Source organism: Metabacillus sp. SLBN-84, from assembly GCF_053629595.1.
The window spans coordinates 1-13965 of the sequence record NZ_JBRJIP010000007.1 but is presented as its reverse complement, the minus strand read 5'-3'; the positions used below and the strand labels follow the sequence as shown (position 1 = coordinate 13965).

12 protein-coding genes are annotated in these 13965 nt (G+C 39.2%); 2 read left to right on the top strand and 10 right to left on the bottom strand.

Going from position 1 to position 13965, the window contains the following annotated elements:
• Positions 1 to 171 precede the first annotated feature (171 nt).
• Positions 172 to 2574 carry an efflux RND transporter permease subunit gene (locus RKD52_RS22355; protein WP_454101602.1) on the top strand — a complete coding sequence of 801 codons (2403 nt, stop codon included), beginning with the start codon at positions 172 to 174 and terminating at the stop codon, positions 2572 to 2574.
• Between the two features lie 415 nt (positions 2575 to 2989).
• On the opposite strand, the gene RKD52_RS22350 is transcribed toward RKD52_RS22355, so the two are convergent.
• The 10 genes from RKD52_RS22350 to RKD52_RS22305 form a co-directional block, all read right to left on the bottom strand.
• Complete coding sequence (locus tag RKD52_RS22350; protein WP_454101601.1) at positions 2990 to 3928, bottom strand: sigma-70 family RNA polymerase sigma factor; 939 nt, start codon at positions 3926 to 3928, stop codon at positions 2990 to 2992.
• Between the two features lie 573 nt (positions 3929 to 4501).
• Complete coding sequence (locus RKD52_RS22345; RefSeq protein ID WP_454101600.1) at positions 4502 to 4699, bottom strand: helix-turn-helix domain-containing protein; 198 nt, start codon at positions 4697 to 4699, stop codon at positions 4502 to 4504.
• A gap of 499 nt (positions 4700 to 5198) precedes the next feature.
• A complete protein-coding gene (locus RKD52_RS22340; RefSeq protein WP_454101599.1) occupies positions 5199 to 6431 on the bottom strand; it encodes a YHYH domain-containing protein in 1233 nt (410 codons plus the stop codon).
• Between the two features lie 871 nt (positions 6432 to 7302).
• Positions 7303 to 7680 carry a carboxymuconolactone decarboxylase family protein gene (locus RKD52_RS22335; protein WP_454101598.1) on the bottom strand — a complete coding sequence of 126 codons (378 nt, stop codon included), beginning with the start codon at positions 7678 to 7680 and terminating at the stop codon, positions 7303 to 7305.
• Between the two features lie 106 nt (positions 7681 to 7786).
• The gene (locus RKD52_RS22330) at positions 7787 to 8386 is read right to left on the bottom strand and encodes an ABC transporter ATP-binding protein (RefSeq protein ID WP_454101597.1); all 600 of its coding nucleotides are present in this window, start codon (positions 8384 to 8386) and stop codon (positions 7787 to 7789) included.
• Entirely contained in the window at positions 8383 to 9228 is an 846-nt protein-coding gene (locus RKD52_RS22325; protein ID WP_454101596.1) for an ATP-binding cassette domain-containing protein, read from the bottom strand. The genes RKD52_RS22330 and RKD52_RS22325 overlap by 4 nt, the downstream gene beginning before the upstream one ends.
• 11 nt (positions 9229 to 9239) lie before the next feature.
• Positions 9240 to 10118, bottom strand: a complete 879-nt coding sequence (locus RKD52_RS22320) for an ABC transporter permease (RefSeq protein ID WP_454101595.1) — start codon at positions 10116 to 10118, stop codon at positions 9240 to 9242.
• Entirely contained in the window at positions 10108 to 11160 is a 1053-nt protein-coding gene (locus RKD52_RS22315; protein WP_454101594.1) for an ABC transporter permease, read from the bottom strand. Before RKD52_RS22315 ends, RKD52_RS22320 begins: the two co-directional genes overlap by 11 nt.
• Positions 11145 to 12758, bottom strand: coding sequence for an ABC transporter substrate-binding protein (locus RKD52_RS22310; protein WP_454101593.1), 1614 nt, complete (start codon positions 12756 to 12758; stop codon positions 11145 to 11147). Before RKD52_RS22310 ends, RKD52_RS22315 begins: the two co-directional genes overlap by 16 nt.
• Positions 12759 to 13177: 419 nt before the next feature.
• Positions 13178 to 13369, bottom strand: a complete 192-nt coding sequence (locus RKD52_RS22305; protein WP_454101592.1) for a YHYH domain-containing protein — start codon at positions 13367 to 13369, stop codon at positions 13178 to 13180.
• A gap of 396 nt (positions 13370 to 13765) precedes the next feature.
• Between RKD52_RS22305 and RKD52_RS22300 the strand changes: the two genes are divergently transcribed.
• A partial coding sequence (locus tag RKD52_RS22300) for a hypothetical protein (RefSeq protein WP_454101591.1) occupies positions 13766 to 13965 on the top strand: 200 nt, incomplete at its 3' end.

The following is a 13965-nucleotide window of genomic DNA, read 5'->3' as shown; positions in this document are numbered from 1 at the left end:
TGATGCAGAAAATGCATCAGCTTTTTTGTGAAAATAACAGTAAATATGAGACAAATAACTGTTACTTGTCTATTAAATAACAATTTATCTGAAAGTGAATATTGTGTTTTTTAAAAGTAAATTATACTATTTTATTGAACATTATGTCTAATAAACACAGGAGGAATAAGAGTGAATAAATTCTTTAAGGGAATAGCTGCCGCTGTCAACTCAAAACCAAAACAGATTATAATATGGGTTTTGCTTGCGACGGTTTTAGTTGGATTTGGTGCTTCTAAGATAAAAGTTGATTTAGGGCAAGAAACAATGATTTCGCATGATGACCCTATATACAAAGCGACTGAGGAGTATCAGGATAAGTTTGGGAGTGATACATTATTTATTCTTTTGTCCGAAAAAGAAGGCTCACTATTAAATGACTCAACAATAAAAAAAATCAGTGGACTTCAACAGGAACTTAAGGGTATAGAAGAAATACAAACTACTTTCAGTTACGTAAATCTATTAGAAAACTCGGTCGAAGAAGCTACAACGATGAAAGTGACTGCAGAAGAGAATTTGAAAGATGCTGTTTCGAAAGCAATGAAAGAAGCAGCCGAAAAAGGAGCTTCTCCTCTCGAACAACAGGAGACAGCTAAGCGTGTGCAAGCACAATACTTTAGTGCAATGAAAGAGAAATATGGAACTCAGTTTGAGGAGCTTCAAAAAATGGGAGAACCAGGATTAGATAACCCTGCATTCGTCCAAGGTGTGATTTATAATCAAGATGGAAAATTAAGAGATGAATTGACTAAATTGATGCCTCAAAATGGTGAACATGCCATGATCATCATGAAAATAAAAGGCGGAATTCCTTACAGCGAATTTCCTGCACTTGTGAAAAAGGTAGAAAACAACGTAAGTGATGCATCGTTAGAGGGAATCGAATCAAAAGTTTCAGGAACTCCAAAAATTTACGGAGCTATATATAACAGCATGGTAAGTGATATGTCCCTTATGCTTGGTTTATCGGTTGTTCTTATGGCCATTATCTTATTTGTTATCTTCCCGGTTAAATGGCGTCTTCTATCCTTACCGGTTGTCCTGATTTCACTGGTTTGGACTGTTGGAATCATGGGGTACTTGGGTGTGCCAATGAGTATGGTAACTATGGCCATTCTGCCAATTTTAATTGGACTTGGGACAGACTTTGCTATTCAATTTCACAACCGTTATGATGAAGAACTAAAAGAAGGAAAGACTGTACAGCAAGCCATTACACAGTCAATTCGAAAGATGGGACCATCAGTTGGAATTGCTGTTTTTTCAATGACACTGGGCTTTATCACGCTGCTGATCTCAAAGGTGCCGATGATTCAGCATTTCGGGATTATGCTCTCAGTCGGTGTCATCGTGTCTTATTCACTCAGTTTGGTTCTCATGTTTGCCATCTTTAAACTTAGAGATAAAGAAAGTGTCGCTTACAGCTCTGCTGCACCAAGTAAAATTGAGTACTTTATGAAAAAGCTAGCCAATCGTGTTGTAAAGCGACCGGTCATTCTTATCGTATTTGGACTTTCACTTGCAGTTGCAGGCTTTTCAATGGATCATTCTCTTAAAATTGAAACCAATCTTGAGAATCTAATGCCGCAGGATGCCCCAGAGTTAAAAGAGCTGAATTCCATAAGAGAAGTAGTAGGAGCTACGAATGAGTTAACCTTTATGGTCAAAGCGGACGATGTGACTAAAACAGAAGTCATTCAGTGGATGAATCGCTTTCAGCAAAGCCAGCTTTCCAGTCATCCTGAGCTGGAAGAGGGAACAAGCATCGTTGATGCAGTGAAGCAGGGTAATGCTGGTGAGGTACCATCGGAACAAGAAAAAATTGATATGGCACTCGAAAGAATTCCTTCAGAACTGAAAGGAAATATCGTGTCTGATGATGGAAAAGCTGCATCTCTCTCTTTCTCTATAGGGGATATCGGCATGAAAGAACAAAAAGTTCTTTTAGATGAGATGACAGAAAATATCGATACTCCAGAGGGCATCACAATTGTTCCGGCAGGATCTCAAATCATTAACATCGAGTCCGTCGGTTCCATGACTGAAAATCGTCATTTCTCTACATTTATAGGAGTAGCAGCAATCATAGCAGGACTTCTTGCTGTGTATAGAAGCATAAAAATGTCACTGTATCCGGTAATTCCAATTCTTTTAGTCATTGGTTGGTCTTCGGGTATTATGTATCTGCTTAATGTAGAAATAAACCCTTTAACAGCTGTTTTAGGCTCATTGGTTCTGGGAATAGGCAGTGAGTTTACAATACTTGTTATGGAACGCTATCATGAAGAAAGAAAAGCTGGATTAGAGCGTGACGATGCCTTGATTAGAGCCATTTCAAAAACGGGAAGAGCGATAACAGCATCTGGACTGACAGTTGCAGCTGGTTTTAGCACCCTGATTTTTTCTGATTTTGTTATGCTTCGATCTTTCGGTATCACGACTGTTATAGATACACTTCTTTGTTTGATCAGTGCTTTAATTATCCTACCGGCAATTATCGTTTTGACGGAAAAGAATAAAAAAAGGGTCTAACATTTTAATAATGCATAACAAAAGAGCACATCATTTCGGAGTATGAATGGTGTGCCTTTTTTATACGGTGAAATAAAATGGTGTTATCTGTTATTCATTAATCGGGCAGCATTATTTAATATGAAGTAAAAGCCAATCAACTTATAGCTAGAATCCCTGATCAAATTTTTCCAGCTGGCTATATTGGAGAAACTGTTATTATTTATGAATATCGAGACAAAATGTATCAAGTTAAATCAATTGATTTTCAACCAGGAAAATTGTGATATCTTCATCATTCTAGGGCTTTAATTCAATAAGAAAAGTGTATTTATATAATTACTATTGTTTGGAACATTCTATGGTGTGAAAAGGAGCTTTTGATGAAAGGTTTAAAATGAATTAAAGGGGATGACAATTGTCATCCCTAAAGGTTTCAGTTCCAATTTACTGGAGGTTTTACTAACTGTGCCTTCATGCCGAGCTCTTTTGCTGCAGCTAAAATAAATTCTTTTCTGAAGAAATAACTTTTATGGCTTACTATTTTTCCATTTTCAATCTCTTGCATTTGTATGTCATGTATTTCACGCCCATGATCACCATCAGTTAACACAATGATAACTGGTTTTCCCCAAAGGATGATTTCTTGAGCCGTATGGCCGGGCAATCCAAATCTTAGAGACCCTTGCAGCATTTCCTTCTTAGAAAATTCCTGGAAACCAAAGAACGCTTCATTTTGTGCTTGCTCACTAAATAAACTCAACATATTATTTAAATCTCCATTATTAAAAGCCTCTAAGTATGCTTGGATGGTTTCGTTATGACTTTGTGTATTTCCTTTAGTTTCGGATCTCGAAAAATCTATAGAGGCTATTTTCCTCCTCGCGCGTTGCACAGCTGAATAGACACCTCCTGGAGTACTTTGGACAATCCCAGCTACTTCTTCTGCAGTAAATTGGAAAATATCCAATAGTAGGAATGCTGTTGTTTGTTTAGGGGTCAAATTTAATTCCAACGCTGTTAGGATTTCTTCCAAGAATAGACGGTCTGAAAATTCAATATTCGGTTCAGGTACTTCATCTAAAGACCCTACTTCTCGTTTAAGCTTTCTGCACTGATCCAGCCAAGTGTTTGTCGCAACTCTGAATAGGTAGTATTTTTTGTCAGTGATATCACTCCACCTGTGAGGAAGTAATCCAAAAGACTTTATCATAGTTTCTTGATAAAGATCTTCTCCGTCCCAAGGGGAACCAGTGACGTATTTACAATAATTCCACAGATCTGTGGAATATACTGAAACGATTTCTGCAAATTCATTTCTTAATTTTCGAGCTTCATCCACAAATTCCTTGTTAATGTTCCTTGTTTGTTCCATATTATTTCCCTCCTAATGTGCTTACAATAAAAAGACGTTTAGATATAGAGGAATTATACGGTTAAGAAAAAAATATATAAAGAAACTTCCATATGGCGTACACAGAAGTGGTGCATGTCATTTATTATACGGTGTAGGTTATCTTGTAATATTCAAGTATGGTGTTATAATGTTAAAATTATTGTATATGATGACACATATGTTAATGTATATGTTATCTAATGCATATTTTCATTCTTGCCCTATAATTGAGGAAGGGCGCTTGCGTCGAGAAACCTGAAATTCACATGTTTTCTTGAAAGATATAAATAAAAATACTACTGTATACGATAATGATAATAACTGTGCAAAATGAGAGAAACCTTCTGTATGCAGGGAATCTAAAAACACTGTATATAGCTGCTGCACTCATTAATACTGCCAGTGCTGCAAGGGTCATTGTATTCCAGTTTAAGGGCATAAGAATACCAGCCTTTCCACTTATTCATTTACTGGTGGGTTGTAATTTGCCGACTTGAAAGAATAGTGTATCTATTGTTTTCATCTATCAATGGTATAAAATGAATGACAACCTTAAACTTTAGCCAGAAAATCACTCTTTTTCATGTCGAACATATCACAAATTACAATAACCTGGTTCTTATTTGCATGCTTTTTCCCTCTTTCAATAGCTATAAGGGCACTGACGGTTATTCCTAAAGCGTTAGCAAGATAGCCCATTGGTACGCCGTGTTCTTCCCTAATATTTCTCAAACGTGGTCCTACAATCATCGTAATCCTTCCTTTAAAAGCAACTATAGCTATCATCGGATTTTTGTCTGAATATCTTAAGCTTCATCTTCTTATTATGGAATAGCGCAACAGCTTTGGCCGATAACTATCTGTTCAATCACGTATGAATATAAATAGCTTTTTGTTAACTCGTGAATCTATGGATACTTCTACATTTCTTGATCAAAACCTTTTGTAATCAACCTACATGGATTTTGGGTGACGAGACAGTTTTGGAGAATAAGGTGGCTGCCAAGCGCTTTTTTCTTTCAATTAGTATCTAAAATTAAAAGCCATACCAATACTGTCTATTGGTATGGCAAGATCTAAGTAATGTATCGATATCTGCTGAGTTTTGTTTCCTTTTAGAACGGTTTTGCTCTTTCTCTCGACTTATTTACGTGTGATGGCACGGTCTTGTTTTTGGGTTACCATGTTAGCGAATAAATCTTCTACCCCATAACACCATTTTACGGAATAAGGACATCGAATGCCTCCTTTAAGATGCCTTTTTCTTGGCTACATAAAGTCTTCTGCCAAACCACCCAAGAACAATTGCCCCAGCGATGCTTACACCAGCAACTGCCATTCTTTGTTCTTTTTGATTTTCTTCGAATTCTTTATAACCTATTTTGTAGTAATGCTTATAAATTGCTTCACCTTGTTTGTATTTGACCGGGACATCATACTCTTTACCGGCTTCACCAGATGAAAGGGCTGCTTTTTTGATGCTGTCGATTCTCTCGTTTGATTCAAAGCCTTCATTGTACCAGCCTGTTATTTTTTCGTTAGGCAGTGAAGGATCCTTGTACTTCAGCATCGTAAAGGCAGCTTCGTACCCTTGTTTGGTGTATTGCTCTTTTAGCTCTGCTTGGGCTTTGTCATAGGCCTCTTGATACGCTTTTATAAACTGTTCATCTGTGTCAGTCGGAAGATTGAGTACATCTTTCTTACCGTCTGAATAGCCTTTGTCCGCGTATTCTGTACGTTTCGCTTCCATCCGTTCATTTACAGCTGTTGTAAATCCTGCTTCAAACGCACTTTTTAAACTTTCATTTTTAGCGTAGGTTTGAGGAATTGAGATGGAATCCTGTTTTTCACCCAGAGCCATACCGGCTGCTAGTGCCTTTTCCTTTTCAGCTTCAATCTTCTTATTACTCTCTGCATAGGCTGCTGTATAGCCTTCTTCATAGCCTTCAGCATAGGCAAAGCTTCCTGATGAAGCACCTTCATTAGGCGTTACTTCGTTGTATCCATCTTCCAAACCTTTTGCACGGCCATCCTTCATTCCGTTTTGCTTATCTGACGCGTCTTGCTTTGCCTGGATTTGTTCAGGGCTGTTGTTGATCTTTGACTTGTCATAGCTGTCAGGCGCTTCGCAGGGAATACCGTCGTCAACGACCCCATTCCCCCAGCCATCCAGATTCTCAGGATCATTCTCTGCAGAATATCCTTTAGCGTTCCAGTAGTTTACGACTTCATCATAGCTTTCAAATTCCGTACAGTCCTTATCGTTTCGCTGAGGCGCAGCTGCCGGAGCTGTGCTTTTTGGCTCGCTTGGTGCAGTTCCTCCGCCATTATGATAGTGATAACCTGTGCACAGGCCTTTTGCCTGTGATTTGGCACTGCAATTATGTCCGCCTCTGCTGTCAGTCCTTCCTGAGTGAGCAAATGATACTGATCCAAAAACGAACAAAAAGGCGAGTGTTAACAAACAAATTTTTCTACTCATACTTCCTCCTGAAAATCTATTAATAATTGACTAGCTAAATTTACCAGACTGCTCATATTGTACCAGAAAATTACCCCTTTTTATCCAATTGGTGATAAATATTTACTGGAAATAACTATATTTCAAGTTTCATGTAATAGGAGATTTTACAGGAGAGAGCAATGCTATTACATAGGTGCAATGAATCTGAACTGACAGCACCAAGGAGATTAAGGGAACGAACATTCGTATGGTGAATTAAAAGTGAAGTAAGGGCGGTTATGTTACGAGTATAATCCCAAGTGAAGTCTCGCTATGGAGTTTGAGCGTGAAATTTCCGTTATTTATTTGCAAAGTGATCAGATGCTACATTTCATTGGTTTAATTCATTTTTGGAACGAGGAAATGGATGAGATCAGAGTCATGAATCAATTTAGTGATGTTGTTAGCATTAAACTCTGTGAGGTTTTTGTTATGTATGTTGAAGGCATCAAAATCTAATAATCTTTTTGTTGAGGTTGGGGAAACAGCCCTAATCTACTTTAACCGAACCTCTTTCTTATTATTAGAAAGTGTTTTTGATTAACAGGATAAGAAATGTAACAATAAAAGCAATATACTTGATAGAAACATTAATATGATTGTGAAAAATAAAAACAACATATACTTATATGTATACAATAACATATAAGTATATGTTGGGAAGGCAACATTTACTTCCTTTGTTTAGGGTATCCTATTAAAAGCGAAGAGACGACTAATTGAAAAATTACTTAGACTTAGAAGAAATATATCGTTTTACTACCTCATAGACATAATCTTGTTGGCAACTGCCGTTTTTGTGTTATATTTTCCGCCGGTTCCTTAACCATGTGAATGAAGATCTGTTGTTTTATACTTGGGGCTTTAGTAACGCGGCATTATTAAATTGATTCATAGCACCGGCAAAATCGATTAAAGATATAATTTCAACGAGTTGTTTATCCGTAAAACCAACATTTTTAAGGTATTGGGTATAACTTGAAATACACATTTCACAGTTGTTCATGATGGATACTGTCAAGCAAATAATGAGTTTGGTGCTTTGGTCAAATTCTTGAGAATTTTTAAAAAGCTCGGCTTTTTGAGCAACTATTTTCATGTACTCAGGATGATTGGCCATTGCTCGTATCGATTCTGGCAATTCTCCAAACATTTGCTTGGCCATTTCGAACATTTCTTTGATTTCCCCTTGGGCTTCCTGTTCTGAAACTAATTTGATTAGTGACACTTAAAAATCCTCCTCAAGAATCTTGTATTTCTTTTGCCGCAATTGCAGGTAAGAGATATTAATCCATGTTGGTGATTTTTCAACTGTTTCCTGCTAATCTTTTCAATTAGGCCAAATGAACGCTTCTGTTACAAATCACTTTAGCCAAATTTTCATTATGGGTAATCACTAGAATTCCTATGTTGTTTTCCTTTGCATAGTCAAGGACAACATGCCATATTTGAGATTGTGTGATGACATCCAACATGGTACTGATTTCATCCGCAATTATAAAGCGTGTTTGCGGCTTAAGTACTCGCATCACGCAAATTCTTTGAAGTTCTCCTCCCGAAAGTTCATTTGGCCAACGATTTAAAAAGTGTTCCTGAATTCCCATTTTCTCTCTGAGCTTGTCGTCGTATCCCCCTGCCTCCTCTAATGTCTTTCTTAGTTTCCATCTTGGATTCACGGCTAGTTCCGGATGTTGATAGATCAATTGTACAGGAGAAAAGCCTGCCGTTGGAACAGGCTGACCGTCAAGAAGCACTTGTCCTTTGTAACCGTCAATTTGTCCAGCCAATATTTTTCCTAACGTACTCTTTCCTCGTCCGCTTGTTCCAACCAATCCCACTACTTCACCGGCATTCACTTCTAGAGAAACATCCTCTAATACCCATTCTCGGCTGCTATTATATTGATAATGAATTCGCCTTGCCTCAAGCATCATGTTTCCCTGCCTTGTCCATCATGTATTAAACGGATATATTCTCCGTAATCCTTGCCAGAAATGGAATGAAATCCGTTTTGCGGTAAAGCATGCCACAGAGCCTTGCTGTAAGGGTGTCTAACATTTTCAGGAGACTCTTCAAATGCTTTGGCATCTACGACCTCGACCGATACCCCTTTGTTAAAAACTGCAATTCTGTCTGCTATGATAAAGGCAAGATCGATATCATGCGTAATCATCAAAATGCCATGGCCGTTGTTTGCTAGCTCCTTCAACGCACTCAAGGTCTCATCCACCATCGACTTATGCAAACCAGGAGTGGGTTCATCCGCAATGACCAGTTCGGCCCCCGACGTTAAGGCTGAACCAATAAGGGCCCTTCTCGCCATGCCTCCCGACAATTGAGAGGGGTACTTGTCTTTTACATCTTCAGACAACTGAAACCGTTTCATGATACTATTAACCCTGTTTTTTTGGCTCTTTAAAGGACTATCTATTTGTTTCCCCGTTTTCATGAGAGGATCTAAGTAACTGATGGATTGGGGGATAAGGGATATTTCTCTTCCACGCAGTTTTTCTATTTTCTTTTGAGTAAGTTCCTCTCCTTTATACTTAATGCTCCCATTTGTGTGGGCATTGGAGGGCAAAATACCTAATAAAGCATGGGCCAGGAGACTTTTCCCTGACCCACTAGCACCAACAATGGCCATAATTTCGCCTGGGTACAGATCCAGTGTAAAATTTGAAATAACGTGCGTATTCTCTTGATTCAAGTCTTTTTTGTATTGCTTAAAGCTTACGCCAAAGTCTTTGACTTCTAGAAGAGGCATTCTTGGTTCCATTGTTATACCTCCTATTCATGAGCCTTGTGTGGATTATACAAAGCTTGGATGTTTTCTCCTAAAATATCAAACAATCGAACAATGAAAAGCAAGGATAACCCTGGCATAAGGGCAACCCACCATTGTCCTGTGCTTAAATAATTGAGGGATTCTGATAAAATCACCCCAACCCCGGGTTGATGGGGGGATAAACCGAAACCAAGGAAGGTCAACGATGCCTCGTGCAAAATGGTATGAGGGAACATCAGAATCAACCCCACCAGGAATTGCGGATATACATGTGGCAGGATATGATGCCGCGCTATGTATGCATTGCTTTTTCCAAGATTTTTTGATGCGAGTACGTACTGGCTAGACTTGAGCTGCAATATTTCAGCACGAATAACCCGTGCAAGATGCGTCCAATGCGTAAGAATCATACCGATAATGATACCTTGGGGACCCTTTCCAAAAATAAAAGAAATCAAAATCAAGAAGATAAGCATAGGCACACCCATCACCACATCGATCAGCCAGTTAATGCAAGCATCCAGTCTTTTGCCGCCTATAGCTGCTGCTGTTCCCATGAATAAAGCAACAATTCCACTTCCAATAGTTGATAAGATCCCGATGACGATACTAAGAGAAAGGCCCTTTAGGGTCCGTAAGAACATATCTCGCCCTAACCAGTCTGTACCATAAATATGTTGGAAGGAAGGTTGAAGATTCTTCTCCATAAAATTGACTTTTAATGCACTCTCTGTTATTAAATTTCCTGCTGTAAGAATGGTGAGAAGAAGGATCATGCACACACCCATATAGATTACGGTTTTTTTGCGCTTGTTCATGAATCCTGAATGAATCCATCCTCTTTTGGCCTGTCCTTTGAACATACCCGTTCTAATTTCCACGGCTAGAACCCTCCCTTATTCGAGGATCAATTACGGAATACAGCACATTGGCCAAAAAATTACCTGTGAAGACGAAGGCGGAAGCAAATAATGCAATCCCTACCAGTAAAGGAAGGTCAGCTTTTGTTCCCGCCTCTACAATGGCATTTCCAAGCCCCGGATAGGAAAAGAGACCCTCAGCTAGTGTAGAACCTCCAAACAACTCGGCAATAGAAGCAAACTGCAAGGTGATAGCTGGAAGTAAAATATTCTTAAATCCGTGCCGCTTCATAATTAGCCAATTGCCTTCTCCCCGAGCTCTGGCAAAAAGCACATAATCGCTATCTAGCACATCAATACATTTTTGCCGTGTATGCAGTGCGATACTGGCCACTCCCGTTAAGCTGAGAGTTAAGGCTGGAAGAACTAAGTGGTATAGCTTATCACTCCAGCTAGCGTCATTAAGGGTTGAATGGATTGGCGTACTAAGGCCAATGGGAAACCAGCCCAATTGAACCGATAATACAATCATAAGAAGAATACCAACCCAAAAGATGGGGGCTGAAGCCAAAGTAAGACAGTATATTTTGATTATTCTATCAATCCATTTATCTTTATTTAGAGCTCCTACAACTCCCATGAGAAACCCAATAACTCCTGAAATGATCCACGCCGTTCCCATGAGAAGGAGGGAGGATGAAAATTTTTCCATAATAACATCCTTAACCGGCTGGTTATAAACGATGCTTGTTCCCATATTGCCGCTCAGCAATCCACCCATCCATTTCACATAACGTTCGAAAAAATTGTCGTTAAGCCCCCAATACTCACGCAGATTCTCAATTTGGTCTGGTGGTAAAGAGGCTTGTTCTCCCCCTATATAGGCTTGAATTGGATCAATGGGAGAGAATTTCATTAAGACAAAACAAATAACGGTCACAGCAAATAAGAGAAATATTAAACGCAGAAGCTTTTTCCCAAGGAAGGAAAGAATATTTGAAAGTTTAGAATACTGTTTCTTTAAGCTGGGAGTGGCTTCAACACTCATTATTTCTTCTTCCATTCTTTAATATTCTCAACCGGAAGCCAGTCAGCCCCTCTATGTGGAACCGGTCTAAAATCACCGATTTCGACTCCGTCTTTAATAAAGTAAGAGTGATGAAATGCCGCTATGGGCACATACGGGGTATCGCCCAGAGAATTGACGCCATGCTCTCCATCCCATTGCGCCTTCTTCCAAAATGCCATGGCTTCATCTTGATCCGTCGACTGCATCGCCTTGTTAAGGTACTCATCCACGAACTCATTCTTATAACTCGGAGCATTGGTTGTCCCATTTGTAATACGGTCTGAACTATAGTTTGTATAAATTTCGAATGGACTATCAGCCCCTTTACCAAATAAATAAGCATTCTTGTAAATTAGATTTTGTTTGATCGTTTCATCCCACACTTTAGTATCAAGGTTGATTTTTATGCCGATTTTTTGGGCACTTTCCTGAATAGCCAAAGCCACAGCCTGCCTCTCTACTTTTTCAGGTACATAAAGCAGTGTAAACTCTGCTTTAAGCCCATCCTTTTCGACAATTCCGTCTTTATCCGTGTCTTTCCAGCCACCTTCTTTGAGAATTTTCTTAGCTTTTTTTTCATCTCCATCTTTTATAAAATTCTCTTCTGTATCCCAAGGCATTCCTGGATTATGTGAATAAACAGGACGCGCTCCACCATTCAGCACATTTTCACTGATTCCTTTGCGATCAATTCCATAAGATAAGGCTCTTCTAATTGCTTTATCGGATGTTATATCATTTCCAATCGGCGATCCATCCATGTTATAAGTTCCTTTTTTTACGGTAGGCAAGCTTAAAGAGACAACATCCATTGTTTCTATATTTCTCTGCGTATAGCCGGGAACTTTTTGACCGATGTAATTCATGCTAACACGGGCAATATCCACATCTCCCCGTTTCACACCTGCAAAACTAGCATCTTCATCCAGGAACAGGAAGGTAACTTTCTTAACATTCGGCTTTTTTCCATAATAGTTTGGATTTTCTTCGATAATAAGCTTCTGTCCCTTTTGCCACTCGACCATCTTGTATGGTCCAGAACCTATCGGATTTTCAGCGTAAGTTGCACTGTAAGCGTGTTCTGGAATAATCGCAATTCTAGTTAATGTATATTCAAAAGTTGAGTCTGGTTTATTCAGGATAAATTTCACCGTGTAATCATCTTCTGCAATGACTTTTTTTACGTTGGAAAGATCGATATAGGATGTCGTTTTCCTTACTTGATCAAAGGTGAAAACAACATCGCTCGCCGTAAGCTTTTCTCCGTCTGAGTAAAGGACATCATCTCTCAAATTGACTGTGAGTTCTTTCCCATCCTCACTTACTTTCCTATCAGTTGCTAGATCGTTTACTAAATTCATCTTTTTATCAAAAGCAACTAGCTTGCTTTGAAACAATGACTCTCCCAAACCCGGCCAGTCAAAAGCCGGATCAAACCCTTTAGAAGGTTCGCCCTTCATCGACACCACCATCTCCTCAGATGAAGTATCTGATTTTGCAGCTGTTGGTTTAACATCCTTTTCATTTGAACAGCCTCCAAGCACAATAGATCCTATTATGAGCAAAGACAACCATAATGATTTAAAATTCATGATATTTCTCCTGTCTCCTCTATGTTTTGTAAATTATAAATCGTAATACTTACGGTTTACAACTTACATACTAATACCTCTTCTTCCAGATGTAAACACCTATTTCCAGAAAGTAGCTTTTTCGCACAATTATGTAATTTTCATAACTCTATCGGAAGTCCTATTTTCGTAGATTACCAATTTCAGCGAATAAACCTTCTGCTCCATAACACAATCTTACGGAATAAGGACATCGTGAACCTATAAGATGCCTTTTTCTTGCTACATAAAGTCCTCTGCCAAACCACCCATGAACAATTGCTCCAGCTACACCGGCAACTGCGGTTTTTCGTTCCCTTTAATTTATTTCATATTTATTTTAGCCTTTATTGTAATAGTGCTTATAAATTGCTTCACCTTGTTTGTATCTGTCTGGAACGTCATACTTTTGGCACGCTTGGAGCAGCTCCTCCGCCGTTATGATAGTGATAACCGATGCACAGACCTTTTGCCTGTGATTTGGCGCTGCAGTTATATCCGCCTTTGCTGACGGTCCTTCCTGAGTGGGCAAATGATACAGATCCAAAAACGAACAAAAAGGCGAGTGTTAACAAACAAATTTGTCTACTCATACATCCTCCAGGGAATCTATTAATAATCGACAATATCTTAATTTATCAGACTGAACATGTTGCACCATAAAATATCCGTTTTAATCCAATTAGTGATAAGTGTTTACTGAAAATAACTATATTTCAAGTTTAATGTAATGGAGATTTTATACGGAGAACAGTGCCGCTAAATAGGTGCTATGAGTTTGAAATAAGGGTCACCAGGGAGAGTACCTTAGAAGGATGAAATAGAAGAATTAAAGCACATCGGCCGGCAGCACGACAGGCTGATCAAAGAACGTCAGCCTGTAACGTGTCGCTTCCCCACTAAACCGCCCGATAACCACGGACTGTAGAGAAACAGTCCGTAGGTTCCTGTGCCGTTTGCGGCAGGCCGCCGAGGCGAACGAGCCGGGAATGATGAAAGATGAAGGTCTCTTACATACAAAAGCATGGAAAGCAGCCTTGACGGCTGCTATTTTATTGGACTTTTCCCTTTTGAATCCGAATCGTAAAACAGCGCAGGCCGGCTACACCTCAGTCCGGCAGGGGCCCCGACCCTATCCGGCCCGAGATGAAGACGGCGAGCCCTCCGGTCAAGGGGTCCTAAACTTTTT